This is a genomic window from Paenibacillus sp. FSL M8-0142, assembly GCF_038597315.1.
In the GTDB taxonomy this organism is placed as follows: Bacteria; Bacillota; Bacilli; order Paenibacillales; family Paenibacillaceae; genus Paenibacillus_AQ; species Paenibacillus_AQ lactis.
In genome coordinates, this window is the sequence record NZ_CP152008.1 from 1,028,400 (window position 1) to 1,054,802 (window position 26,403).

A 26,403-nucleotide genomic window follows, 5' to 3' on the forward strand; every position below is an offset into this window, starting at 1 on the left:
TCCGATTACTGCCGCTTCCGGGTACAATATATAGATCCCGATCAGCGCCTCGTGAACGAGCCGCCCGCGAGCGCCTTTGGCGCCACGAACAAAACCGTTGACCTATACATTGCAGATTGAACGTCGCTTTTTGGATTTTTTGCAGCATTCTCATCATAATCATATATAATCTTCTTGGAGAGGAGGAAGAAGATGGACGACTTCGGCAAACAACTGCAGGAGCAGGAGAAGGCGCTGGAGAATATCCGGCACAAGCTGGCGCTGCTGCCCGATCAGCCCGGGTGCTACCTGATGAAGAACCGGGAAGGAACCATTATTTATGTCGGCAAGGCCAAAGTGCTGAAGAACCGGGTGCGCTCTTATTTTACCGGCAGCCACAACGGCAAGACCCAGATGCTGGTGGCCGAAATCCGCGATTTCGAATACATCGTAACGGGCAGCAATATGGAAGCGCTCATCCTGGAGTGCAACCTGATCAAGACGCACCAGCCAAGATATAATGTTCTGCTGAAGGATGACAAAACCTATCCATATCTAAAAATTACGAACGAAGAGCATCCCCGTCTCGAAGTAACGCGCCGGGTGCTTAAAGATAAAGCCAAGTACTTCGGCCCGTATCCGAACGCTTATGCCGCTCAGCAGACGAAAAAGCTGCTCGACCGCATGTATCCTTTGCGCAAATGCGGGGTTATGCCGAAAGAGGTGTGCTTGTATTATCATATGGGCCAATGCATGGCTCCATGCGTGAAAGAGGTGCCGAAGACCGCCTACGAGGAGATCACCAGCGAAATCACCTCCTTTCTAAGCGGCGGCCATGAAGAGATCAAGAAGGAGCTGCAGCGCAAAATGCAGGAAGCCGCAGAGGACCTGTATTTCGAACGCGCCAAGGAGCTGAGGGACCAGATCATCCATATCGACACCTTGATGGAGAAGCAGAAGATCACCACAACCGATACCCGGGACCGTGACGTATTCGGTTATGCCGTGGATAAGGGCTGGATGTGCGTGCAAATTCTGTACATGCGCCAGGGGAAAATGGTGCAGCGCAACAAATCCATCTTTCCGTTCTACGGCGACGCGCACAGCGATTTCATGTCCTTCATCGCGCAGTACTACAGCGAAAACCCTGCCGTGCCGCAGGAAATCCTGCTTCCGGGGCCGGTCTTGATCGAGGAGGCCGACTCCGATGCGCAAGACAGCATCGCGGCCAAGGATGATTCGATATCGGAGGGAGCAGGCAGCCGAGCCGCTGCTTCCAACGAGAGCGGCCCGGCCCAAGGCACCGGTGAGGGCGATACCGCTGGATCGCCTGCCTTAGCAGTCGCTGAGGACCCGTCCGGCTCAGGTTCGGCCGGCGGTCCGGAAAGCCCCGGGCAAGGGGAGGAGGCCGAACGTCTGGCCGCCGCGACAAAAGCCGAGAACGAGCGGGCGGAGGCTGCCGGCCTGGTGGACGCCGCCGGAGGTGCAGCCGCCTTGCAGGAATGGCTCGGCGTTAAGGTCCATGTGCCGCAGCGCGGCTTAAAGCGCCAGATGGTCGGGATGGCGATTGAAAATGCAAAGGTTGCGCTGGATGAGAAATTCCGCTTAATCGAACGAGATGAGGAGCGGACATCGATTGCCGCGGCCAATCTCGGCGAAGTGATCGGCATCGAATCCCTGAACCGGATCGAGGCGTTTGACAACTCGAACATACAGGGAACGAATCCGGTTTCGGCGATGGTCGTGTTTACAAACGGGAAACCGGATAAGAAGGAATACCGGAAGTACAAAATCCGCACCGTGCAGGGGCCGGATGATTACGAGACGATGCGTGAGGTCATCCGGAGACGGTACGAGCGGGTGCTGAAGGAGAATCTGCCGCTGCCGGACCTGATCGTGGTCGACGGCGGCAGGGGACAGATATCGGCTGCGATCGATGTGCTGGAGAATGAGCTGGGACTGTTTATTCCGGTCTGCGGGCTTGTGAAGGATGCCAAGCATAGAACGGCGCAGCTGATGGTCGGCGATCCGCCGCAGCCGGTGTCCCTGCCGCGGGACAGCCAGGAGTTCTACCTGCTTCAGCGCATCCAGGATGAGGTCCACCGGTTTGCGATCTCCTTCCATCGAGAGCAGCGCGGCAAATCGATGGTTTCGTCCAAGCTGGACTCGATCCCGGGCATCGGCGAGAAGCGGCGGAAGCTGCTGCTGAAGCATTTCGGCTCGATCAAAAAAATAAAAGAGGCTTCAGTCGAAGACTTTAAGCCCCTTTCGATCGGTGAAAAATTAGCTACAGATATACTCAATGCCCTTCGTGATGAGGAGTCGTGACATACGGCTTCTCTTTTTTTGTTGGATTCAAGCGATAGATCACGTAAGCCACGATTGCCGGCAGCACCATATAGAACAGGCCGATTAGCACATTAGGGGCCCCTTGAAGCATGACCAGGCTGATTCCCATGAGAATGCTGTTGAAGACGACATGCGAGAACATGGCCGCAATATATCCGTATTTCAGGAAAATATAGCTGAACAGCAGGCCGATAATGACCAGCTCAATCGGGCGGGATACGACTGGGTAAATCGGATACAGCGTATGGCCTAGCGCCCAGATGATCGAGGTGATCAAACTCGCGACAAAGGTGCTGCGCACGATTTTCTTCACCATTCTAATGCCGAACAGCCGGTATACCGCTTCCTCCGAAATGCCTGCCAGCCAAGCCATCAGCGGAAACAGCCATGGATAGAGCATGTTGTAAGGCGACTGCGAGGCATCGGTCGTGGACCAGGTGTTCAAGGTCAGGCCGAGCGCGATGAAGATCAAGGACTGAATGCCGAGCAGAATGAGGGCCCACAAATAGCCCACCTTCATGCTTTCCAAGACATAGCGGCCGTACCCGGGCTCCTTGGCACGCGGCCACGGATTAAGCCCGTCTTCCTTTCGCCATAGACCGCTTCCGCCGACAAGCGAGAAATAGAGCAGGGCGGAGAAGACGAGGGAGTAGATGGCGTAGAAGATCATCATCCCGATGATGCCGGTCTCGGACATTCCTTGTGCCTTAAAGACCGGAACCAGGTTGTACGTATTCAGCATCTGGATGACAAACAACAGGACGGACAGCAGGATACCGCGCTTAAACGAGGTATAGGCTCTGGTCTTGACGCTGTAGACGATGGCCAGGATACCGAGCACAAGCGTAAACAAACCGTACCCGACCAGCGTCAGCAGCGTTGCATCCTGCGTCTGCTTGTTCACATAGGCAGAATGCGCTGCCGGAACCGAGAACGCGGGCTCGAAGGAACGCAGTGTCCCATGTTCAAAGGTAAACTCCAGCTGCAGCCTCGAATCCCCGATGGCGGCTTCCGTGACGGTATATCTCAGCTTAGGTTCGCCTTCCCGGGTAGAAAGCTGCAGCTGCGTCGCATCGTATCCGGCCCACTTGAGCCACGGCTCCGCGAGCGCCTGCTTCTCGGCCAGCGTCATGCCTTCCTCAACCAGAAGCAGCATTTGCTTCCGGACCTCCCCTTGATTCAGCTCGATCCTGTCGTAACTGGAGCGGGCGGAATCATAGGAGAATCCCGCGATGCCGGCATTCTGCATATGCACATCCACGTTCAGCGCATCGCCACCCGGCAAGGTGAAGCGGACGCGGTATACGTCATATGGGTATTTGGCTTCGTAATTCTTGTTATACTCCTTTAGCTTCTTTTCCTTGGCCAAATATCCGTACAGCTCGGAGTTGGACTGGTATGTAACAAGGGGGGGTTGCCCTTCGGAAGCAGGAAACCCTAAACGTTCGCGCGCGAACCGTGACGCCGCTTGCGCAGCCTCATCCTTGGAAATGATTTGCGGATAGGGCGTATCGGTCGACTCGAAGGAAGTGGATGGGAGTACCTGGAATATAAGAAACAGGATCAGACCGATGATGGCCGGTGCGATAAGCTTCTTTAGGTTAGGTGTCAGCTTCAGGGGCTCTTCGGCACGGTTCATGAAATTCCTCCTCTTAATTTTAGTGCTTTCCGATATGAATAACCGGCCCCGCAAAAAGCGGATCATAGAGTCAATATAACATACATATGAAGAACAAGCCCTGCTTATCCCAAAGGGCCAATAATGAAATAAAACGCTGAAAATGAATGAAAGGTTTCGAAAACGTTAGAGAACCATATCCTTGTACTCTTGAATATGCCCAATTCGCGCTCATTTAAAGACTTTTTGGTAAAAAAACGACGTTGGGTTCGCTTCCGGATTGCGTTATAATCACATCATGCTTCAAGGAACCGAATAAACCAGCCGAATTTCGTAATGAGAACGGGGGAACCATGTAATTGGGGTGAATTTCATGATCTCTTTCGGATCATGGATAGGGCGGCCTGTGATAATGCCCGAATCCGTCAGCTAACCTCGTAGGCTGTTGCACAGGAACCAGACCGTGAAGGGCACTGTTTTCCAGTGTCTTTTTTCTTTGATTTTTTTGGAGAAGGTGAAACTTTGAACTCAAAAATGAAGTGGCTTAAGCTGTCACCTCCGCAGATCCTTGCGCTCGGTTTTGCGGCGGCGATCCTGGTCGGTACCATTCTGCTCATGCTGCCCGTATCCAGCAGGACCGGCGAACCGATCAGCGGGATTGACGTCATGTTTACGGCGGCTTCCGCCGTCTGTCTGACCGGGCTTGTTGTCGTGGATACAGGCACAAGCTTCAGTGCTTTCGGACATACGGTGATCCTTCTGCTCATTCAACTCAGCGGGCTCGGGTTTATGACGATGGCAACCCTGTTCGCCCTGGTATTCAAGCGGAGGATATCGCTCAAGGACCGGCTTGTTCTGCAGGAAGCGATGAATCAGTCCTCCATCGAAGGGATCGTTCGTTTGATCCGGCGGGTGTTTATCTATTCCTTGACCTTCGAGGCGTGCGCTGCCGTACTGTTTACACTGCGCTGGGCATGGGATATGCCTATTGGAAAAGCCCTCTATTTTGGGGTGTTCCATTCCGTTTCGCTGTTTAACAATGCAGGCTTCGATCTGTTCGGTGATTTTCATAGTCTCACGGATTATGTCGATGATCCGTTGGTAAACATCGTATCCATGCTGTTGATCATATCCGGCGGCATCGGGTTCGTTGTATTATCCGATTTGATCGATTTCCGTCAAAAAAGGAAGCTGTCGCTTCACTCCAAGGTCGTTCTCTCGATGTCGGGGGCGTTGATCTTCATCGGGGCGATCATCATATTTATTTTTGAGTTCACCAATCCGTTAACGCTGGGCTCCTTGGACGGGGGAGGTAAAGTGCTCGCCTCGTTCTTCCAATCGGTCAGTCCGCGAACAGCGGGCGCGAATTCGATTGATATCGGCGGCCTAAGGCAAGCTACGCAATTTTTCATTATTATACTTATGTTTATCGGAGCGTCGCCGGGATCGACCGGGGGCGGAATCAAGACGACAACCTTTATGGTGATGGTAGGGGCCGTATTCGCAATGATGAGAGGGCGTGAGGACATCGTCTTATTCCGGTTTCGCCTCGCTCAGGAGCGGGTCTTAAAGGCGTTAACGATTGCGCTTCTTGCGCTGCTGCTCGTATTGACGGTATCCATGATCCTGTCCACGACAGAGGATGCGGATTTCCTGGAGATTCTATTCGAAACGACCTCGGCCTTCGGTACCGTCGGCTTGTCGATGGGATTAACGCCGGATTTGACGGTGTTCGGCAAAATATTGATCAGCTTAACGATGTTTGCCGGACGTCTAGGTCCGCTGACGCTGGCTTATGCACTCGGTCCGAAAAAGGGTAAAGAATTGTATCGTCATCCGGAAGGCAAAATGATTATTGGATAAGGAGTATAGGAGAGACATGAAACCAAAGCAATTTGCAGTGATCGGTTTGGGGCGGTTCGGCTCGAGTCTGGCACTGGAACTAATGGAACTAGGCTATGAGGTTCTCGGCATTGACCGGAACGAAGAGGTCGTCGAGGATATGAGCGAGTATCTGACCCATACGGTGGTCGCCGATGCTACGGATGAGGAGATGCTGAAATCGCTCGGCATCCGCAACTTCGACTGCGGGATCGTCGCGATCGGAGACGATATCCAGATGAGCATTCTGTCCGCCATCCTGCTCAAGGAGCTTGGCGTATCGACCGTCGTGGCCAAAGCGATTTCCGTGCTGCACGGCCGGGCGCTGCAGAAGCTGGGTGTGGACCGGGTCATCTTCCCCGAACGGGATATGGGAATCCGTGTGGCTCACCAGCTGGTTACGCCGAATCTGCTCGACTATATCGAATTATCTAAGGATTATTTGATCGTGGAAATGACGGTAACCGATTGTATGGACGGCAAGACGTTAAGCGAACTGAACACGCGCGTCCGTTACGGTGTCACGGTGGTCGCCCTCAACAAGCGATCCGGCATTATCGTCGCGCCGACGGCGATGGACGTGGTCAACGCCGGCGATGTTATGGTCGTCATCGGCTCCAACGACAATGTGGAGCGGTTTGAGACGGAAGTCGTGAATCTGCAGCAGAAATAATACAAAAAAACCTGACGATCTCTAGGTCGTCAGGTTTTTTCGCTGCTTCTCTTCCGCAAGGCTTCGGAAGAGCACCTCGGTTTCGTTAATCCAGCGGCGGGCGGCGCTGCTAAGCTCTGAAGCATCCCCGTAAATCAGGGAGGTCGTCCGCCGCGTCTCCATGAGCGCGGGGATGTGAATGTCCACAAGCCCGTTGTCGGAGAGCAGCTGCGGACGGAGGTATGATTTCGGAAGCAGGGCCGCTGCTTTGCAGGTCGGGATCAAGCGGACGATCGCTTCGAAGGAATCGATCTCCATCCGAATATCGGGCATGATGCCCCACCGGTGAAACAGGTCGTCCGTCAGCTTACGGTACCAGGTGCCGGTCGAGAAAATAATCATCGGAAGCCCCTGGAGGTGCTCGACCTCGACATCCTCCAGCTCCGCCAGCGGATGGACGGCGGGAATGACGAGCTCCAGATGATCGTCAAACAGGGGAATGCAGTTTAGTCCCGGTTGGTTGATGGAAGAGGCGACGATGCCGACATCCACCCGTTTATCCCTTACATAAGAAACGATCTCATGGGTTTTGCCGGTAATCAGCTTGATTTCCGCGGCGGGATGCCGCTCCATGAACGCGTTGACGAGCGGGGGCAGCGTCGTCTGCAGCGTCGTCAGGCTCGCGCCCAGATTAATCGAGATCTGCTCCCCTTCCCGATAGTGGGCGAGCGTCTGCATGAGCTTCAGCTGCTGCTGGCGCTGCTCCAGCGCAAAGGTATATACGATCTGCCCGATCGACGTCAGCTCAAGGCGCTTGCCGCGCCGGTTGAACAGGGGCAGGCCGAGCTCGTCTTCGAGCTTGGCGATCTTCCGCGAGAGCGCCGGCTGGGACAGGTTCAGCAGCTTGGATGCTTTATTGATGCTGGATTGCTCCACCACAACGGCAAACATGTCCAGATCTTCGAACATGATATTCCTCCATTATATATAGGATGGTGTTCCAATATCTACTTATGCGTATAGATTATAACGATTAATAATTATATTGCAATTCCCTTATAAGAAAAAAAGGAGTAACATGAAACATGACACAGGATGTTCACACGTTTGTGGAAAAAGGGAACATTTTGTCGTTGCACGCGAAAAGCACAGTGTAAGTAAGTGTAATTGTTCCGTAAATAGGTGAGTGAAATTGAAAACGCTGCACATTGGAAAGGGGAACGTCAACTGATGAAAGGGTATTATTCCAGAAAGCTGCATTCCTTACTCGGTGTCATACCGCTTGGAGCATTTCTGCTCAGCCACATGATATCCAACTTTCAGGCTTTCGAGGGGGGAAAGGAAGGCTTCAAGGGAGCCGTGAATTTACTGAACAGCTTGCCTCTTATCTTCTTCCTTGAGCTGTTCTTGATCTGGCTGCCGCTGATGTACCACGGCATTTACGGTCTGTACATTGCGTATCAGGCCAAAAACAACATCGGCAATTACAATTATGAGCGGAACATCCGTTTTACCGTTCAGCGGATTACCGGGGTTATTACGTTCGTATTTGTGATCTGGCATATGTACGACACCCGTTTTCAGATCATGATCGGCAAGATCACCCATGATGATCTGGGTGCCGTCATGCACGATATCGTGAGCAATCCTGTATTATTTGTTCTGTATATTATCGGCGTTGTATCGGCTACGTTCCACTTCGCGAACGGCCTGTGGGCATTCCTCGTCAGCTGGGGCATTACCGTCGGCCCGCGCGCGCAGCGAGTATCCACATACATTTGCATGGGCTTGTTCGTATTTATGAGCGTCCTGTTTATCCTTGCGATGACCGGATTCAGAAATTCCGAGTTCCAGGCTGCAGAAGCAGCGATCGATGTAGTTAAGACAGTCTTGGCTTAAAGTGCAAGTTCAAAAAGCCGGTTTTTCAGCACCGGAGCATATGCTTCCGAAGTGCGTTTTTTCAAAACGCTTTAGGTTAGATGAAGCTAGGGACGTCAGGAGCGGAGCGTACGTTTTGGGTACGTGAGCACTTGAAATGTTTCCGCAGGAAACATGCTTCGGAAGCTTCTACTTAGGCCCGGCTGAGTTCAAGATTCGATGCCGAGTTACATCTTGATACACTACGTGATCAAAAGACGACTTTTTGAACAACCTCTTAAAGGAGTGAACGTATAAATGGCAGCATCTAATATTATCGTAGTGGGCGGCGGCCTTGCCGGACTGATGGCAACCATCAAAGCGGCCGAAGCAGGAGCCCATGTTCATTTGTTCTCACTGGTACCTGTGAAACGTTCTCACTCCGTGTGCGCGCAAGGCGGCATTAACGGAGCGGTTAATACGAAAGGTGAAGGCGACTCCCCGTGGGAGCACTTTGACGATACGGTTTACGGCGGGGACTTCCTGGCGAACCAGCCGCCGGTTAAAGCGATGTGCGAAGCCGCTCCGGGCATTATTCACCTCATGGACCGCATGGGCGTTATGTTCAACCGTACGCCTGAAGGCCTTCTGGATTTCCGCCGCTTCGGCGGAACGAAGCATCACCGCACGGCGTTTGCCGGAGCGACCACCGGCCAGCAGCTGCTGTACGCGCTTGACGAGCAGGTGCGCCGCTGGGAAACTGCAGGTCTCGTGACCAAATACGAGAACTGGGAGTTCCTGAACGCGGTTATTGATGACGAGGGCGTATGCCGCGGCATTGCCGCCCAGGACCTTCGCTCCATGGAGATCCGGGCGTTCAAGGCAGATGCCGTCATTCTGGCCAGCGGTGGCCCCGGCATCATTTTCGGTAAAACGACGAACTCGGTTATCAACACCGGTACGGCAGCAAGCGCGGTATACCAGCAGGGCGTATACTACGCTAACGGCGAATTCATCCAGATTCACCCGACCGCCATTCCAGGCGACGACAAGCTGCGCCTGATGTCGGAATCGGCCCGCGGTGAAGGCGGCCGGATCTGGACTTATAAAGACGGAAAGCCTTGGTACTTCCTCGAAGAGAAATATCCTGCATACGGCAACCTCGTTCCGCGGGATATCGCGACTCGCGAAATTTTCTCCGTATGCGTGGACATGGGCCTTGGCATTAACGGCGAGAACATGGTATACCTGGATCTCTCCCATAAGGATCCGAAGGAGCTGGACGTGAAGCTCGGGGGCATCATCGAGATCTATGAGAAGTTTATGGGTGACGACCCTCGCAAAATTCCAATGAAAATCTTCCCTGCAGTCCATTATTCCATGGGCGGCATGTGGGTCGATTACAACCAGATGACGAATATTCCTGGCCTGTTCGCAGCCGGGGAATGCGAATATCAATATCACGGAGCCAACCGCTTGGGCGCGAACTCGCTCGTATCGGCCATTTACGGCGGCATGGTCGCAGGTCCGAAGGCGATCGAGTATGTTAAAGGCTTGAAGAAATCGTCCGAGGATATCTCCTCCAGCGTCTTCGACCGGTACACGAAAGAGCAGACCACGAAGTACGAAGGGCTTCTGAAGATGGAAGGCACGGAAAATGCTTACGTGATTCATAAAGAGCTTGGCGAATGGATGACCAACAACATGACCGTTGTCCGCTACAACGACAAGCTCCAGGAGACGATCAACAAGATCAAGGAATTGAAGCAGCGCTACCGCAACATCAACATGACCGATACGTCCCGCTGGAACAACCAAGGCGTGGCATTCACGCGTCAGCTGTGGAACATGCTGGAGCTTGCGGAAGCAATGACGCTTGGAGCCCTGCTCCGGAATGAAAGCCGCGGAGCTCACTATAAGCCGGAATTCCCTGATCGCGATGACGAGAATTTCCTGAAAACAACGAAAGCGAAATGGACGCCAGAAGGACCGCAAATCTCGTACGAAGAAGTGGATGTTTCCTTAATCCCGCCGCGTATTCGCGACTATTCGAAAGAAAAGTAAGAAGGGGGATTTACCATGGCTCAAACGGCAGCCGCCTCAAAGACAGTAAAATTTATCATCACTCGTCAGGACAACCCGGAATCCAAAGCGTATACAGAGGAATTTGAGGTTCCGTACCGTCCCGGCATGAACGTAATCAGTGCGCTGATGGAAATTCAGCGCAATCCGAAGAATGCGCAAGGCCAAACGACTTCCCCGGTATGCTGGGATTCCAACTGCCTGGAGGAAGTATGCGGTGCCTGTTCAATGGTCATCAACGGCAAGCCGCGCCAAGCCTGTGCGGCGCTGATCGACAAGCTGGAGCAGCCGATCCGCATCCAGCCGATGAAGACTTTCCCGGTCGTGCGCGACTTGGTCATCGACCGGAGCCGGATGTTCTCCGCCCTGAAGCGAGTTAAAGCCTGGATTCCGATCGACGGCACGTATGATCTCGGTCCCGGACCCCGCATGGCGGAGAAGAAGCGCCAATGGGCTTACGAGCTGTCCAAATGCATGACGTGCGGCGTATGTCTCGAGGCTTGCCCGAATGTCAACGAGAAGACCGACTTTATCGGTCCAGCGGCCATTTCTCAGGTCCGCTTGTTCAACGCCCATCCAACGGGCGAGCTGAACAAGGAGGAACGCCTGGAGGCGCTGATGCAGGACGGCGGCATTGAAGGCTGCGGCAACTCGCAGAACTGCGTACGCTCCTGCCCGAAAGGCATTCCGCTAACGACATCGATCGCGGAGATGAATAAAGAAACAACGAAGCATCTGTTCAAGCGCTGGCTCAGCGTCTAGAACCGAAAAGCTTACGAAATGGCAACAACAGCGCCTGACCGCTTGTATCATTCGCGGTCGGGCGCTGTTTTGTTGTACGATAATAGCAGAACTTTTTATCTAAAGGTGGTACGCACTCATGATTACAGAAAGACCGATTACGATTCAGGATTTGAGCCGGGACCTCGCCGCTTTAGGCGTTAAGGAAGGGATGACGGTGCTTCTCCATTCTTCGCTTAAGAGCATCGGCGGATGGATCGTCGGCGGGGCTGAAGCCGTCATTCTCGCGCTAACGGAGGTGCTGGGTAAGAAAGGAACGCTGGTGATGCCCACACAGTCCCCGAACTTGACGAACCCGGAGACCTGGGGAAATCCGCCCGCCGATCCGAAATGGTGGCAGCTGATCCGGGACAGTATGCCTCCCTTTGATCCCGATGCTACGGTAACCTCGGGAATGGGGGTTATTCCGGAAACGTTCCGTAAGCAGAAGGGGGTCATCCGGAGCCTTCATCCGCATGTCTCCTTCGCGGCTCGAGGCCGTGCAGCGAAGGGGCTGATGGACCCGCATCCGCTGACAGACGGCCTCGGGGAATCCTCGCCTCTGGCCCGGCTGTACGATGCAGACGCCTTCGTGCTGATGCTCGGGACCGGCTATGGCAGCAATACCTCCTTCCATCTGGCCGAGTATCGCGCGGCGTGGAGGGGCAAAGAGCATATTACGTCCCAAGCGCCGGTATCGAGAGCTGGAGGCAAGACGGAATGGGTGTCCTTTTCGGATATCAATTATCATGCCGACGATTTTGAAGCGTTGGGGGCTGCATTCGAGCAGGAGTGCAAGGAAGCCTGCAGTTACGGTAACGTAGGCGCAGCCTCTTGCGTCCTGGTCAAACAGCGTAGAATGGTGGATTTTGCCGTAGAGTGGCTTGCCCGTAACCGGTAAAAGTCGGATTGCCAAGGAACGCCAGTTGCATGAGCTCCTCTCCAAGGGTAATAAATGATTAGGTGTAATGCGGCCGGAGTACGAACGATCGATATGGGGCCGTAGGAAGGAGGGGACGCTCATGAGCTGGTGGATGTGGCTGCTCAATTTGGCGGGGTTGATAGCCTTGATTTATGCGTTCTACATGATGGACAAGAAATGGTCAAGCCGGCCGCTGCTGCTCGCGCCTTTGCTGATTTATGTGCTGGTGTCGGTGGAGGATTTGCTTGGTTGGATCGATCTGATGGAAATTGTACCAGGCAAGGGAGGGATGCGTGCTCTCATTGTGATCTTCTCCTTGTGCTCGGTTGTCTTCTATGTGCTGTACATCTTCGATAAAATCGCGGATTCCGTGAACCGGCATGTCGATATGAAGACAACCCTCATCCGAATCAGCATGGCCGCTGCCATGTGTATTTTATTTTTCACGCTGGTCTATATGTCAATCTACAAGCTGTTTGGCGGTGTATCCTTTGAAGGGGATAATCTAGGGCAGGACCCGCTGTCGCAGTTCATTACGTTTCTATATTTCAGCATGGCCACGTTTGTGACGGTCGGGTATGGGGATGTAAGTCCGGTTGACAACACTTCAAGACTGGTCGTCATCTTGGAGATCGCCTTTAGCTTTATCACCGTTGCTTATGCGCTGTCCATGCTTGGAACCCTGCGGCAAATATTCAAGCCGGGTAGTGATCGGCCTGAAACCTACAGCACTGAAGAGGGCGAACCGGGAACGGCCGCCCCGCCGCATGAGCGCAAGCATTTTACCCGATAGTCAGCCAAATTTGATGAGCGCAGGAATTGATTTCGGCTCAAGGTGCTTTGTCAGCTGACGCTGACGGGCAGCGGTAACACCAGCAGTCATCAATAATTGACATCACACGTTGATAGGCGTACAGCCTGCAAGGGAGTGGGGCTCAATCGACGCCATCAAGTTCCCGGGTCCGCTCTCGTGGATGGCTATCCCCGGTTCACGGCTTCAGCAGCTTTTTGAGAATGCCGAGTCCGTTGTTTGACGGATACCGGAATTTAAAGTCGAACCGGTTCGTCTGCTTCAGCACGCTCTTCATATGCGAGAAGGTGTAGAAGCTGTACTGCCCGTGATACGAGCCCATCCCGCTCTCGCCGACACCGCCGAACGGCAAATACGGCGTAGCCAGATGCATGAGCGTATCGTTGACGCAGCCTCCGCCGAAGGATACGGAGGACAGCACATGCTCCTGTAGGTCCTCATTCTCGGTGAACAAATAGAATGCAAGCGGCTTGGGGCGTGACTGAACGGCCCGGATCGCTTCGTTCATGTCATCATAAGTCAGGATCGGGCATATGGGTCCGAAAATCTCCTCTTCCATCACCGGCATATCCCATGTCACTTGATCAAGAACCGTCGGTTCAATGCATAGTTTGTCCTTATCGGCCTTGCCGCCGTGCCGAAGGTGGCCGTTATCCAGAAAGCCTGCCAGCCGATTGAAGTGCTTCTGCGACACGATTCGGCCGTAATCGGGGTTGTTCAGCGGCTCAGGGCCATAGAATTCAATGATCGCTTCCTTTAAATAGGCGATGAACGGCTCTTTTACGCGGCTGTGAACCAATACATAATCGGGTGCTACGCATGTCTGCCCGGCATTCGTGAACTTTCCGAAGGCAATGCGCGATGCCGTCAGCTTCAGTGGAGCGTCCTCATGGACGATGCAGGGGCTTTTGCCCCCGAGCTCGAGCGTGAGGGGAGTCAGGCGCTTGGCTGCTGCTTCCATCACGATTTTCCCCACATTCACGCTGCCGGTAAAAAAGATATAGTCCAGCGGCTGCTCCAGCAGCACGGTGCTGACCTCGGGTCCGCCCTCAATAGAAGCCACGTACTCCGGCGGGAACGTTTCTTCCAGGATGGACGTAATAAGCGCGGAGACGGCCGGCGTCAGCTCGGACGGCTTTACAACAGCGGTATTACCCGCAGCCATCGCGCCGATCAGGGGAGAGATGGCAAGCTGCCAAGGGTAATTCCAAGGAGCAATAATCAGCACGCTGCCGTACGGCTCGGGATAGATCTTCCCCTTGCTGCCGACATGCGTCAGCGCCGTTTTCACGCGCTCGGGTTTGCTCCAGCGCTTTATATTTTTCAAGATATGTGAGAGCTCTTTGTAAACGATGCCGATTTCTGTCGTATAGGCTTCCTGCTCGCTCTTGTTCAGGTCCTGGCGCAGCGCCTGGATTACCTCTCGCTCTCTCTGGCGACGATGACCTCGCGGAGTCTGGTGAGCTGCCGGATCCGGAATTCCGGCTCCTTCGTGAATCCTTTCAGGAAAAACTGCTTCTGCGATGAAACTAATGACGGGATGGATTCGTTAACAATCATAAGCAGCTGCAGGCTCCTTTCCATGGGTATAGACTTGTAACGATTTATCGTATAAAAGTAATAAATCTAACCGTGCTATCGAGCATGTCCTCAGATAAGTTCATGCCAATACACTCAGGGTGTTCTTTTCCATATTATATAGGAGGATGTCCGTTTATGAAAAATTCATCCACAGGGCCGCAGCGGTCATCCAGCCAAGCGGATGCCAAGCCGGCAGCGGGCACGACCATGACGCGGCGCAGGTTTCTGAAGCATTGGGCGGCTGCCGTCCTGGGAGCAGGCCTTGCGGTGGGTGCCTACGCCTCCTTGTGGGAGCCTAACCGGCTGGAGGTCAGGCGGCTCACACTGGCGCTGAATGGTCTGCCTGCCGCTTTCAACGGCCTGAAGGTTGTTCAGTTCAGCGATATGCATCTGGGCTTTTATGCAGGTGCCAAGGCCGCCGTGCGGGTGGTTGAAGCCATTAACCGGGAGAAGCCGGATCTCATATGCTTTACAGGGGATATGGTGGACGGGGAGGTTGATGCTTTGGAGGAAGCGATTCTGCCGTTGTCCGGCCTGGAAGCCGCGTTCGGAAAATACTCGATCCTCGGCAACCATGATTTCTACGATGTAGAGAAGCTGATCCGGATGGAGGAGAAGGCGGGATTCACCGTGCTTCGTAACAGCCATGCCAAGCTCAGACGAGGCGGCGAACAGATCGCGGTTGTGGGCTTGGATGACGGAATATGGGGGCATCCTGATCCGGCATCGGCGCTTGAAGGACTCCCGGAGGGGATGATCAAGATAGTGCTGATGCATGAGCCGGACTATGGTGATACAACTGCGGAGTACCCGGTTCATCTGCAGCTGTCCGGCCACAGCCATGGCGGGCAGGTACGGCTGCCTTGGCTTGGGGAGGTTGTGACGCCACCTGGGGCAAAACGTTATGTACAAGGCTTGTATCATGTCGGCAGCCGTGGAATGCCGCTGTATGTCAATCGTGGGATCGGGATGACGCAGCTGCCGATCCGGCTGCTATGTCAACCGGAGCTGACGGTATTGACGCTCCGGGGGGCAGACGTGTGATCGTGAAAGTCTTGGTGCCAAATCGCCATCATAGTATTGATAATAACAAGTTGAAATAATAACAAGATGCGATACCATTCAAATGGCCGTGCATGTCCTGGCGAATGGATCAATATGAAACGTACAATTTGAATTTTTGTTACACAATTGAAATATACCTGTTATGAAACTCTAACAGCGAGAGGTTAAACTTATCACATGACCCCCTTTTGAGAATATATATGATGCTTTTGGATCCGCTGTGCGGGTCCACTTTTTTTGTTCCTGTGTATTATTTATGGATCTGCAATAAAAAAACAGAAGGGGTACCCCTGTTAAAGAGGTACGGCAACCTTCTGTTTTTGCTCGTAATAGACCCATTCCTTAAACCCGATCTCTTTCAGAACCTTGGCCACTTCCTCGAACTCGTCGCCGACCCGGGACGGTTTATGCGCGTCGGAGCCGAAGGTCACATCGACGCCGTAATGATGCGCAACCTCCAGAATTTCGTTGGACGGATACCATCCGCCGCACAGCTTCGTTTTGCCCGAGGTGTTGATTTCGATCGCCAGCCCGGATTCCGCGATGACCTTCAGCGTTTCCTCTATCGCTTCGTCTGCCTTGATTTCGGAGAATAACGGATAGTTGCCCTTCATGGCATCCATGTGCGCGATAATTTGAAACATCCCGCTTCGCGCGGACTGCCGGATCAGATTGAAATACTCCTCCTTATCGGCCACTTGCTCGGACGGAGTCAGCTTCTTCCACCGGTTTTTATTAAATATGCTGACGCCTCTCACGTGGTGGATGGATCCGATAATGTAATCGAAAGGGTAGGCAGACATCGCCTGTTGATATACATTGGCATGCTCAGGAAAGAAGTCCGATTCGATTCCCAGCAGTACCTTGATCTTGCCCTCGTACTCCCGTTTCAATTGCAGCACTTCCTGGACGTACCCGTCAAAGTCGGCTTTAGCCATGGAGATGGAAGGAAAAGGATGCTCCTCCTCGCTTCCGAAATATGGGGTATGGTCCGAAATCCCGATGACTTGTAAATCCGCGGCAATGGCCGCTTCGATATAATCCCGGATATTGCCGTCCGCATGGCCGCAGCGGAAATGGTGGGTGTGCAGATCAAATTTCATGATAAGCCCTCCTTCATGCTGTTATCGTCATAATATAGCATCCCGATTCTGGTCATGATCATCGTGACTTACTCGGTGCTGATGAATTGCGTTTCCGGCATGCCCTTCAAGTCGCTTAAAAATTGCCGCATGGCCGAGCTTACATAACGGCCGCTCTTATAGATGACGCCGACCGGATGGCTTACCTCCAGCTCGCTGAGCGGAACGATCTGCAGGGTGCCGTTTCGAAGCTCTGTCGCTACGGATTGCTTCGAAATGATGGCAGCGCCAAGATTAATCTCAACCATCCGTTTGATTTCCTCGCTGCTGGACAGCTCCATGACCACCTGAGGATCGATGCCGTGTTTCTTCATGACGTCGTCGGCGAAACGGCGGCCAACGGTATCGCGCGATAGCAAAATAAGAGGCGTGCTGCCAAGCACATCGATGCTTGCCTTGGATAGTTTGGCCAGCGGGTGCTGAGGGGATACAACTAATTCAAACGTATCGTAGTACAGGATGGATGTGCTGAGGTTGGGATTGCGTTCGATCAAATAACCGATTCCGATGTCGATGAGACCATTCTCCACGCTATGGTAGATTTGCGAGGATGCCATGGATTGAATGGTTGTTTTAATGTGGGGGAACTGATCCTGGAAGTAGGAAAGAACCCGGGGCAGAATCTGAATGGCGATGGAAGTGGTCGTACCTAATTGAATATGCCCTTGAGGCGTCTGGTCTAGATCCGACAGCCGCTGCTTCAGCTCGTCCACGATGCTCAGAATTTGCTCGGCATGCTCCACGAACACCTGTCCACGGTCGGTTAACGTTACCGGTTGGCTCCGGTCTACCAGCACGGTTTTGAACTCTTCCTCCAAGCTCTTGATCTGAGCCGATACGGCCGGTTGTGTCAGATTAAGAAGCTCTCCGGCTTTGCGAAAGCTCATCGTTTTGGAGATGGTAATTAGCGTTTCCAATTGGCTGATGTTCATAGCCTTCCTCCTTACTTGATATGATTCTTCCGCTCGTAAATCCACGTGCAGCCCGCTTTATTTAAATTATAGGGTATTCTGCCTGAAGGAGCAATTGAGGCAGCATTCCGCTTGTGTCAGCTAAAAAGTTTCGAAATCCGGACATTTATTATTAAAAGATTGCGAATGCATCCGATAATAGTAAAGTAGACATAGCTTCAGGTGAGACCAAAGTACCTTTTAAGCGAATGGATGACCGAATGCGAAATCGACGTTATTACGATAGCTCCAAAGTTGGAAGAGCTGTTGGAATAGGGGGTTGTCGCTAATTTGTGATGATTTATTAAAGGGTATCCATTATAATGTTTAAATAAATCGTTGGGACTTTGGGACCCTGACCAACAACCCAGTGAAAGGGGCGAAAGTAAGGAATGAAAGCGGAAGTCATCAATCCTTTTTTAGAGTCCGCACGACATGTGATCGAGCAAGTCATACAGGTTTCACCTTCCACGGGGAATCTTGGGGTCAAGGAGATCGGATTTATCGAGAATCATATCTGGATCCAAATCGGAATGACAGGGCAAATGAACGGGGATATCGTATTTGGGATCCAGGAGAAGGTAGCGCTGCATATGGTATCGGCCATGATGGGCGGATATGTCATTACCGAAATGGACGAGATGGGACAGAGTGCGATATCAGAGCTGGGCAATATGATTAGCGGCAATGCCAGCATGATTTTGTCCAACCAAGGAGTAAGCGTTGATATTACGCCGCCGCGGGTGATTAAATCGGATCATGCCTCCGGCCTGTTTCAGAAAAAGGCGCTGTGCATTCCCCTCATGATGGAAGGCATCGGCGAACTGGATATTCAAGTCATGATTTCGTAAAATAAGACCAAGTGAGCCGCCGGGCTCCTGCAGAGCAATGCCGGGAAGCCGGCAGGCACTGGTAGGCAGCTCTAGCGGTAAAGGAAGGGATAACGAAATCATGCTCAAAAATAAAGTGATCGCGGTGACGGGCGCTTCCAGCGGCATCGGAGCCCTGATAGCCCAGCGGCTGTCCGACGAAGGCGCGGTCGTTATACTGGCCGGACGTTCGATGGAGCGTCTGCGGGAAGCCGGCAGCCGCTTGAAAGGACCCCATGAGCTGGTCGTCATGGACGTACAAGACCCCCATCAGGTGGATTCGGTGTTGAAAGAGGCATCCCGGAAGCACGGCAGAATCGATGTGCTGGTGAACAATGCCGGATACGGCAAGTTCGAGGCATTCCTGGATATGCCTGCCTCTGAATTTGAAGATATGATGGACGTCAATTATATGGGGATTGTACGGTGCACCCAGGCAGTCCTGCCGGGGATGCTGGAGCGAGGCGACGGGCAGATCGTCAATATCGCTTCGATGGCAGGGAAGATCGGCACTGCCAAATCCACTGCCTACTCTGCCACGAAGCATGCCGTATTGGGACTTAGCAATGCTCTGCGGCAGGAGCTGCGGCATACAGGCATCACCGTCTCGACCGTCAATCCGGGACCGATTGATACGCCGTTCTTCTCCTTGGCCGATCCTTCGGGCGGATACGTCAAAAATGTCGGCTGGCTTATGATGAAGCCGGAATATGTAGCCGAACAGGTCGTCAAGCTCATTATCAAACGCAAGGAAGAGCTCAATCTGCCAAGATTGGCCGCTGTCGGCATTCGCTTATATCAGCTGTTTCCGAGATTTGCGGATCGTGTATCCCATCGGTGGATGAATCAGAAATAAACAACAGCCTACAGGCTTTCCGTCTCCGCGAGAATGTCGCGCAGCAGGCGGAGAGCTTGTTTCGTCTGCCCGGCATCCGCCGAGAGCAGGGTGATCGCCTGGTCCAGCCGTTCCTTGTAGCGATCCGGCTTGAGCGGGAAGGACTCGATCATGGCCACCGCGCGCTTCTCGTTAATGCAGTAGGTCTCATTCTTGGCGAACAGCACTTGATTCAAGCAGGCAATGCACCGGTAGGCGTGGCCGGCAACGTAGGTGATGTCGTCTTTGGACGCGTTATCGTCCGCAAACATCAGGGAGAAGGATGCCTCGAAGGTGAAAAATCCGACGATGGCGCTCTTCAAAGCTTGAGGATAAGGCTTCGTCTTCGCCTGAAGCGTCTGAATGCGGTTATCCTTATCGGACAAAATGCGGCAAACAGACAGCTCACCCATATACATCACATTAAGGTAAGCGTGCGGATGCCCGGTCTGGTAATGGGCTGAAACCGATCCCTTCGTGCATTCCTCCACGATTCTGGACACGCGGTGAATATCGCGAAATAAGAAATCCACGTGGTACCCCTCGATCACTAACCAGCCGCCCCCGTTAACCCAGGCACCCCATTCCCCGAGCGAAGTGATAATGCCCTCGCGATGCTCGTCATCCAATTTTTTCGCCGCCTTCGCGATATGCTCGACCTGGAATCCCTCGGATTCATCATAATAAATGCCGATATCGATATCCGAATCCGGCCTTGCTGTCCCTTTGGCTCTGGATCCGCCAAGCACGACGCCGACAACGCCGGGCAGATGACGGAGTTCTTTCGTGATGTTATCAAGCAGTGCTTCGACCTTTGCAGTCATGGTAAATCTCCCCCCAGTCATATCCTTTTAATTCATTTTACACTAAAATCGGCAAATAACAGGTGGTTATGATAAAGCGAAGATTTTCTTCCCAAATGCTTGTCCGAAAGGTTGTATTTGGTGAGCGCCCGGTTTTGGCATATAATGAGAAGGAACGAATGAGACCCGATAAAATAAAGGATGGACGATCATATGACTTCAACTACGTTTCATACATTGGGAATAGCAGAGGATTTAACGGCAAGGCTCTCGGAATTCGGCATTGTGGCGCCGTCACCGGTTCAGGCCGAAGCCATTCCTCCGATCCTTGCGGGCAAGGACGTGCTTGCAACGTCCCAGACGGGAACCGGCAAGACGCTGGCTTACCTGCTTCCGATCCTTCAGGGCATCGACCCGGAGGTAAAGGCAGCACAGAAGCTGATTGTCGCTCCAACCCAGGAGCTGGCGATCCAGATCGTTAGAGAGGGCGAGCGTTATGGGGAGGCTCGCGGCATCGGCGTCATCGGATTAATCGGCGGCGCGGCGGCCAAGCGACAGATCGAGAAGCTGAAGCAGCATCCTCAGCTGATCGTCGGAACGCCGGGACGCATCCGGGAGCTGATCGAAATTCGCAAGCTCAAAATGCACCAGGTAACCACCATCGTCATTGACGAGGTGGATCAGGTGTTTCAGTCAGGCGGTGCGAGCGATGTGGAACGGATCCTGCGCAGCGCGCTGCGCGACCGTCAGCTCGTATTCCTATCGGCAACGGTCGGTCCTGAGACGGCCGAGCTGGCTAAGAAGGAAATGGATCAGCCGGTTGAGATCGGTATCGATCCGGAGCGCCGGACGCCGTCCGGTCTGGAGCATTATTATTTCGTATCCGAAGAACGGGACAAACTGGACATGCTTCGCCGGATCGTCCGCCATTACGATCCCGAACGGGCGCTCGTCTTTGTGAACGCCACTGAGGATCTGGCCGAGGTGGAAGCCAAGCTGAATTATCTCGGCTTGAATGCAGCCGCCTTGTACGGAGACGCCGACAAGCTGACTCGGAGCCGGGTCCTGAACGCATTCAGGGAAGGGCGGACGAAGCTGCTTGTAGCAAGTGACGTTGCTGCCCGTGGGCTGGATATCGAAGGTCTCGGCATGGTCATCAACTATGATCCGCCGATTGATGCCGAGCACTATACCCATCGTGCAGGACGGACAGGACGGATGGGGCGTAAGGGGCTTGCGATTACCCTTGTGACTGACCGGCAAACCTTCATTATGCGTAAGTTCAACCGCGAGCTGGGCATTTCGATCGAAGAGAGAGTCCTATACGGCGGGAAAATTCGCACGCCACGCTCCGCTTCGGAGCGGGACAGTGTCGGTCGTGGTTCCCATGCCGGCAATCGAGCGAACAAGCCGGCTGCCCGGAAGCCGGCGTCGATCAGCTCGAAGGGACGGGCAGGCAACGGCAAAGCGAACGGAGAACGTCCGAGCGAGAGGGAGCGCGACCGCAAGAACAAGGGTGCGCCGAAATGGCTGAAGAATAAACCGCCGCGGGGCTGACCTGCGGCACGGCTTATATTTAACCAATACGAATCCGTAGAATCGGCTTAGAACCGGGCCAGGCCCGGTATCCTCAACTGGATTCACGCGCACAAGCGCTTCTGACCGAGGCAGGGTTCGGTGTTTTTTAAGTAGAAGAGGTGATGTGGTAATGAGTGAGCAGCCGGTGTTGTCTGTTCAAGGATTAAGCGGCGGGTACAGCATAAACCGTCCGGTTCTGCATGATATCACGTTCCAGGTGCAGCCGGGGGAGATGGTCGGTCTGATCGGATTGAACGGGGCGGGGAAGAGCACGACGATGAAGCATATCCTCGGACTGATGAATCCGCAGAAGGGAGAGATTGAGGTCCAGGGCAAGCGCCGGACGGAGGACTCCGAGGCGTATCACAGTGCACTGGGTTTTGTTCCCGAATCCCCGCTTCTGTACGATGAGTTGACGGTACGCGAGCACTTGGAATTTACGGCCCGTTCCTACGGCGTTTCCCGCGAGGATTATGAATCGAGGGGGGAGCAGCTGGCGAGGCTGTTCCGGATGGAGGAGAAGATGGACAGCCTGTCAACGCATCTGTCCAAAGGGATGCGTCAAAAGGTGATGATCATGTGCGCATTCGTGGCCAGACCTTCCCTTTATATTATCGATGAGCCCTTCCTCGGGCTGGATCCGCTAGGGATCCGCTCCCTGCTCGATTTCATGCTGGAGCTAAAGGCTTCAGGCTCTTCCATCCTGTTAAGCTCGCATATCCTCTCCACCATCGAGAATTATTGCGACCGGTTTGTGGTGCTGCACCGCGGCAGCATTATTGCCCAAGGAACACTGGAGGAAATGCGGGAGCAAGCGGGAAGACCGGGCCTTCCGCTGGAGGAGCTGTTTAATGTATTGGTTCAAGGCGGTAGCGGCATATGAACTTGCGCGAGCTGTATGATAAACGGCGCGGCCAGTTCTGGGGCGATATCCTGCCCTATCTGGGTTATGTCATACAAAGCGGGGTCGCCGTCGTTACGCTGTTCTTGCTGATCGCGTTCGCGGCGTGGTATACGGCCTTTCTGCAGCATATTCCGCAGGGGCTCCCGATTCGCTGGATCATGCTGGTTATTTTGCTCCCGATCGTCATTAACAGCAGCGTACGCACGTATCTGCGCTCGGCGGACACCGTTTTTCTGCTGCCGCAGGAATCCCGAATGAGCACTTATTTTCGCAAAGGCTGGATTAGCGGTGTCGTGTACAAAATCATCGGTTTAGGCATCGTGCTCCTTATCTTATGGCCTCTGTACATACGCAGTGATACATCACCTAAGACGCTTCTGGTCACATTCCTGGTGCTGGTTGCCCTCAAGCTGCTCGCCAGTTACGGAAGCTGGAGGGAGCAGCTGATGGTGTCCCGTACCGCGGCAGGCGCTTACCGTTTACTGCGGTGGGCCGTTTCGGCGCTCGGCATTGCCGCTTGGCTGTGGCATCCGTCCGGGCGAAGCCTGATTTTTATCGCGCTGCTCGGTCTCGCGTATGGGTTCGCTGTGCGCTTTCCTGTCCGGCACCTTGTTGCTTGGGAGCGGTTAATCGCCATTGAACGCAGACAGGCCGGACGGGTCATGCTGGTGCTGAGCTGGTTCGTGAATGTGCCGCAGCGCGAACAGCGCGTGCACGCCAGGAAATGGCTGTCGGGATGGGGAAGGGGCATTCCATGGGGCAAGGACGAAGCCTACCGGTATTTGCTCGTCAAGAGCTTTGCCCGCAGCGATATCTTGGGCATTCTGGTGCGGGTCGGGCTACTGGGAGTGCTGCTCGTATGGCTCACCCGGGATGACTGGGCTTCGGCAGCCGTATATTGGATCGGGCTCTTGATCATCGGACTGCAGCTGTCCGCCCTGCGCAAGCTTCATCCTGAATCATTCTGGCTGCATATTTACCCGCTCCCCGAGGGGACAAGGCGGGAGAGCGAGAACAAGCTGATCTTTCAGGTGCAGCTGTTCTGGGCCGTGCTGCTGTGGCTGCCGTTGATCCCGGCCGTTCCCGGAACGCCGGATCGGACGCTTCTCACGCTGGCAGGAGGGATCGCGTTGGTTCTTCTGTCCCGCTGGAACGCCGTCCGAAAGAACCGGCGAGCCGACGATGATGATGAATAGATAGGCGAAGATGATGATAAAGAGATAGACGAAGATGATGATAAATAGAGGAAGGCCGGGATGCATCCATCCCGGCCTTCCTCTATTGCTTTCGTATGAATAGTAGCCGTATCAGCAGCAGAAACCGCAGTGTCCTTCGGGGTCGGACGACCTGTCATTATCCGTGCCGCCAGCTAGGAAGTGGCTTAGACCCAGAAAGAACGAGTGATGATAACGAGCAGGATAAAGAGAACCAGAATGGCTCCTACTCCGTATCCACCGCCATATCCGCCGTATCCGCCGCATCCTCTTACATCTTCAACTGCACCCATGTTCATTCCCCTTTCACTTAGTTGAATTGTAGTACATGGTATTGTATGTTGCAGGGGGGCTATGTGTATGGGCGAGCGTTTATTTATCACAGAAAGATGCTCTGATGCAAAGCGGGACAAGGGTCTATCGGCTTAAGCCTGCTGCAAATCCTGAATTCCTTGGTAGATCAGGTCGAACAGATCCTCCAGGTACTCCTCTTCAATGCAGGAGAATGCAATCCGGAGATCCTCTTCGCCCAGGGCAATCGTCCCGACGCCGTATTGGCGGATCAGATGGGACCGAAGCGCTTCAGCCGATACCGTCTTCAGCTTCAGGCACATGAAGTATCCCGAGTTAAACGGATAGTATTCCCAGACATCACCGTATTTGCCGCTGTCGAGAATGGCCTTTACTTTATTGGCGCGTCCCTTCATAATGCTGAACTTCTCTTGCTTCTGCTCCTCGAATTCCGGAGCCTTCAGCGCTTCGAGGACGAACGATTGCGAAGGATGCGGACCGCTGGAGATGGTTGCCCGGATGATGCCGAGGGTCTTCTGCTCAAGTACATCCAGCACATCCTGGTTCTCCGAGGCGAAGGTGATGAAGCCTACGCGGAAGCCCCACACATATTCTTCCTTCGTAGCGCCGTCGACTTTAACAGGCAGGATTCGCGGATGGAGGCCGGCAAGATGACCGAACAGCGATTCCGTTAAGGAGTTCTCGAAGAACAGTCCGAAATATGCGTCATCGGTCACGACGACAACATTGATGCCGGCTTCGGCGGCTTCCGTAATCGCGGATACGATGGCTGCACCTTCCTCGGCTCCCGGCGTGTAGCCTGTCGGGTTGTTCGGGAAGTTCAGCAGAACGATCGCTTTGCCTTTATCCTTCTGGTTCAGAAGAGCCTCGCGAAGTCCCTCCGCATTAAACTTCATATTTTCAGTGAAAAGAGGATAGGTTACATGAACGCCATGGCGGCGGATGCCGAACGTCAGCTCGTAATTCTCCCAGTTCTTGTCCGGATAAATGACCGCATCGCCCTCATCGGCGAACAGGTCGGCCACGATGCTGAGACCATGAGTCAGGGCATTGGTGACGATCGGATTGCTGAAGCTCTTTCCCTCCAAGGACGGATTCTCACGGAGCATCTTGTTCCGCCATACGGAGCGCAGCTCGGGCTTGCCTGCCGGCGGGGCATAAGGATACAGATCCTTCGGCTGGAAAGCCGAAAGCTTATCCTGGATCACGCCAAGATGCATCGGGATGCCGCCTTCGGTGGCGATGCCGATCGTTGCGTTATATTTCTTCGCTTGGGCGGATGCCTCCGCCGACTGACTCAGAATTCCTTCCTTCGGGAAGTATATTTCTTTGCCGAGCGTGGAGAGCATGTCATACACATGCGGGTTGCCTGCTAACAGTTTCTCGTTCAATTGTCCAGCCAATGGGTTCATGAAATGGTTCCTTCCTTCCGAGTACTTTTGGTTAAGGTAAGAGGCGAATGCATGAAAGCTTCTTACATTTTCATTGCCTTTCATTATACCATCAGACCCGGGAACCGTCACGGATAAATGCCCAGATTTAACGCGGTCCAGGGTAATATTTACAGATGTGCGCCGCCGTCTCGCCGTCCCGGGTCCGGCCGCGTTCCTCAAGCCGTCCGATCATGTCCTGCAGCCGATCAGGCTTCAAATTTTGGCCGAATTTGAATTTGGCGCTCATCCGCTTTGGAACGAGCTTGATTACCGCTACACCCTTGAGCCGGGAAGCATAGGCGCGGTCTCCGGCGTCGATGGTACGGTAGCCGCCCTCGGGCTGGAGCTTGCGCATCATGGCTTCCATCGCTAATGCTTTTTCCTCAAGATCATGGACGAGGACGGCTTCTCCTGCTGCCGTTACGCTCTTGAAGTAGGCCGTAGCGGGACATGCCATTTCCGGATCCGAGAAATAGGAAGGGATCAAAGCATACTCATCGGCCACCGTAAAGCTGACGGCGGGAGTGCGGCGCAAGTGCTCCATTTTCTCCCCCAGCCGGCTGCCGTGAAAGTAGAAGCTCTCCTGTACATAAACAAAATTCAGCGGCGTAACCCGCGGCAGCCCGTGTTCATCCACGGTTCCGAGAAAGCCGAAGCTCATTCCGTTCAGGAAGTCTTCGATCTCCTTCGGATCCTCGATTGCAAATTCGTCTCTTCTCATGGTATTACGCTCTCCCTCCATCGCAT

The 26,403-nt window shown here is 53.7% G+C and carries 22 protein-coding genes, 1 pseudogene and 1 riboswitch; of the genes and pseudogenes, 14 read left to right on the forward strand and 9 right to left on the reverse strand.

Annotated elements, in window-relative coordinates; genetic code table 11:
• Window positions 1-192: 192 nt before the first annotated feature.
• Window positions 193-2,307 carry an excinuclease ABC subunit UvrC gene (gene uvrC, locus NSQ46_RS04700; protein ID WP_210094559.1) on the forward strand — a complete coding sequence of 705 codons (2,115 nt, stop codon included), beginning with the start codon at window positions 193-195 and terminating at the stop codon, window positions 2,305-2,307.
• Here the strand turns inward: uvrC and NSQ46_RS04705 are convergent.
• On the reverse strand, window positions 2,279-3,967 hold the full coding sequence (locus NSQ46_RS04705) for a type II CAAX endopeptidase family protein (protein ID WP_342576373.1): 1,689 nt from the start codon (window positions 3,965-3,967) through the stop codon (window positions 2,279-2,281). The two genes, uvrC and NSQ46_RS04705, sit on opposite strands and share 29 nt — an antisense overlap.
• A 291-nt stretch (window positions 3,968-4,258) precedes the next feature.
• Window positions 4,259-4,405, forward strand: a riboswitch (cyclic di-AMP (ydaO/yuaA leader).
• Window positions 4,406-4,468: 63 nt separating this feature from the next.
• Here NSQ46_RS04705 and NSQ46_RS04710 point away from each other — a divergent pair.
• On the forward strand, window positions 4,469-5,809 hold the full coding sequence (locus NSQ46_RS04710; RefSeq protein WP_342576374.1) for a TrkH family potassium uptake protein: 1,341 nt from the start codon (window positions 4,469-4,471) through the stop codon (window positions 5,807-5,809).
• A 16-nt stretch (window positions 5,810-5,825) separates the two neighbouring features.
• Window positions 5,826-6,500, forward strand: coding sequence for a TrkA family potassium uptake protein (locus tag NSQ46_RS04715; RefSeq protein ID WP_007132006.1), 675 nt, complete (start codon window positions 5,826-5,828; stop codon window positions 6,498-6,500).
• Between the two features lie 21 nt (window positions 6,501-6,521).
• Here NSQ46_RS04715 and NSQ46_RS04720 read toward each other — a convergent pair whose 3' ends face one another.
• On the reverse strand, window positions 6,522-7,448 hold the full coding sequence (locus NSQ46_RS04720) for a LysR family transcriptional regulator (protein ID WP_007132007.1): 927 nt from the start codon (window positions 7,446-7,448) through the stop codon (window positions 6,522-6,524).
• A 261-nt stretch (window positions 7,449-7,709) separates the two neighbouring features.
• On the opposite strand from NSQ46_RS04720, the gene NSQ46_RS04725 reads away from it, so the two are divergent.
• From NSQ46_RS04725 to NSQ46_RS04745, 5 genes are all read left to right on the forward strand, one after another.
• On the forward strand, window positions 7,710-8,378 hold the full coding sequence (locus NSQ46_RS04725; RefSeq protein ID WP_342576375.1) for a succinate dehydrogenase cytochrome b558 subunit: 669 nt from the start codon (window positions 7,710-7,712) through the stop codon (window positions 8,376-8,378).
• Window positions 8,379-8,654: 276 nt separating this feature from the next.
• On the forward strand, window positions 8,655-10,400 hold the full coding sequence (gene sdhA / locus NSQ46_RS04730; RefSeq protein ID WP_028404808.1) for a succinate dehydrogenase flavoprotein subunit: 1,746 nt from the start codon (window positions 8,655-8,657) through the stop codon (window positions 10,398-10,400).
• 15 nt (window positions 10,401-10,415) lie between these two features.
• Window positions 10,416-11,180, forward strand: coding sequence for a succinate dehydrogenase iron-sulfur subunit (sdhB, locus tag NSQ46_RS04735; protein ID WP_007132010.1), 765 nt, complete (start codon window positions 10,416-10,418; stop codon window positions 11,178-11,180).
• 118 nt (window positions 11,181-11,298) lie between these two features.
• The gene (locus NSQ46_RS04740) at window positions 11,299-12,099 is read left to right on the forward strand and encodes an AAC(3) family N-acetyltransferase (RefSeq protein WP_340899177.1); all 801 of its coding nucleotides are present in this window, start codon (window positions 11,299-11,301) and stop codon (window positions 12,097-12,099) included.
• Window positions 12,100-12,220: 121 nt separating this feature from the next.
• On the forward strand, window positions 12,221-12,913 hold the full coding sequence (locus NSQ46_RS04745) for a potassium channel family protein (RefSeq protein WP_007132012.1): 693 nt from the start codon (window positions 12,221-12,223) through the stop codon (window positions 12,911-12,913).
• Window positions 12,914-13,109: 196 nt separating this feature from the next.
• Here NSQ46_RS04745 and NSQ46_RS04750 read toward each other — a convergent pair.
• Window positions 13,110-14,491 (reverse strand): annotated as a pseudogene (locus tag NSQ46_RS04750) (aldehyde dehydrogenase).
• A gap of 156 nt (window positions 14,492-14,647) precedes the next feature.
• On the opposite strand from NSQ46_RS04750, the gene NSQ46_RS04755 reads away from it, so the two are divergent.
• On the forward strand, window positions 14,648-15,556 hold the full coding sequence (locus NSQ46_RS04755) for a metallophosphoesterase (protein WP_342576376.1): 909 nt from the start codon (window positions 14,648-14,650) through the stop codon (window positions 15,554-15,556).
• A 314-nt stretch (window positions 15,557-15,870) separates the two neighbouring features.
• On the opposite strand, the gene NSQ46_RS04760 is transcribed toward NSQ46_RS04755, so the two are convergent.
• Window positions 15,871-16,680 carry a histidinol-phosphatase gene (locus tag NSQ46_RS04760; protein ID WP_340899181.1) on the reverse strand — a complete coding sequence of 270 codons (810 nt, stop codon included), beginning with the start codon at window positions 16,678-16,680 and terminating at the stop codon, window positions 15,871-15,873.
• Between the two features lie 68 nt (window positions 16,681-16,748).
• Window positions 16,749-17,651, reverse strand: coding sequence for a LysR family transcriptional regulator (locus NSQ46_RS04765; protein ID WP_007132016.1), 903 nt, complete (start codon window positions 17,649-17,651; stop codon window positions 16,749-16,751).
• A 410-nt stretch (window positions 17,652-18,061) separates the two neighbouring features.
• Here NSQ46_RS04765 and NSQ46_RS04770 point away from each other — a divergent pair, with 410 nt between their 5' ends.
• Together NSQ46_RS04770 and NSQ46_RS04775 are read left to right on the forward strand one after the other, a co-directional pair.
• Window positions 18,062-18,520, forward strand: a complete 459-nt coding sequence (locus NSQ46_RS04770; RefSeq protein WP_007132017.1) for a chemotaxis protein CheX — start codon at window positions 18,062-18,064, stop codon at window positions 18,518-18,520.
• A gap of 100 nt (window positions 18,521-18,620) precedes the next feature.
• Complete coding sequence (locus NSQ46_RS04775) at window positions 18,621-19,394, forward strand: SDR family oxidoreductase (RefSeq protein WP_007132018.1); 774 nt, start codon at window positions 18,621-18,623, stop codon at window positions 19,392-19,394.
• A gap of 8 nt (window positions 19,395-19,402) precedes the next feature.
• Here the strand turns inward: NSQ46_RS04775 and NSQ46_RS04780 are convergent, their stop codons facing one another.
• On the reverse strand, window positions 19,403-20,236 hold the full coding sequence (locus NSQ46_RS04780) for a nucleotidyltransferase domain-containing protein (protein WP_342576377.1): 834 nt from the start codon (window positions 20,234-20,236) through the stop codon (window positions 19,403-19,405).
• A 192-nt stretch (window positions 20,237-20,428) separates the two neighbouring features.
• On the opposite strand from NSQ46_RS04780, the gene NSQ46_RS04785 reads away from it, so the two are divergent.
• From NSQ46_RS04785 to NSQ46_RS04795, 3 genes are all read left to right on the forward strand, one after another.
• Window positions 20,429-21,772: a DEAD/DEAH box helicase gene (locus tag NSQ46_RS04785; protein WP_341034953.1), complete on the forward strand. Its 1,344-nt coding sequence runs from the start codon at window positions 20,429-20,431 to the stop codon at window positions 21,770-21,772.
• Window positions 21,773-21,923: 151 nt separating this feature from the next.
• Window positions 21,924-22,676, forward strand: coding sequence for an ABC transporter ATP-binding protein (locus tag NSQ46_RS04790; RefSeq protein ID WP_007132021.1), 753 nt, complete (start codon window positions 21,924-21,926; stop codon window positions 22,674-22,676).
• Entirely contained in the window at window positions 22,673-23,893 is a 1,221-nt protein-coding gene (locus NSQ46_RS04795; protein ID WP_007132022.1) for an ABC transporter permease, read from the forward strand. Before NSQ46_RS04790 ends, NSQ46_RS04795 begins: the two co-directional genes overlap by 4 nt.
• Before the next feature lie 185 nt (window positions 23,894-24,078).
• On the opposite strand, the gene NSQ46_RS04800 is transcribed toward NSQ46_RS04795, so the two are convergent.
• The 3 genes from NSQ46_RS04800 to NSQ46_RS04810 all read right to left on the reverse strand — a co-directional run bounded on the left by NSQ46_RS04800 (window position 24,079) and on the right by NSQ46_RS04810 (window position 26,377).
• Entirely contained in the window at window positions 24,079-24,204 is a 126-nt protein-coding gene (locus NSQ46_RS04800; RefSeq protein ID WP_077568058.1) for a sporulation protein YjcZ, read from the reverse strand.
• Window positions 24,205-24,336: 132 nt separating this feature from the next.
• Complete coding sequence (locus NSQ46_RS04805) at window positions 24,337-25,635, reverse strand: aminotransferase class I/II-fold pyridoxal phosphate-dependent enzyme (protein ID WP_007132023.1); 1,299 nt, start codon at window positions 25,633-25,635, stop codon at window positions 24,337-24,339.
• A gap of 127 nt (window positions 25,636-25,762) precedes the next feature.
• A complete protein-coding gene (locus NSQ46_RS04810) occupies window positions 25,763-26,377 on the reverse strand; it encodes a pyridoxamine 5'-phosphate oxidase family protein (RefSeq protein ID WP_342576378.1) in 615 nt (204 codons plus the stop codon).
• Window positions 26,378-26,403 lie beyond the last annotated feature (26 nt).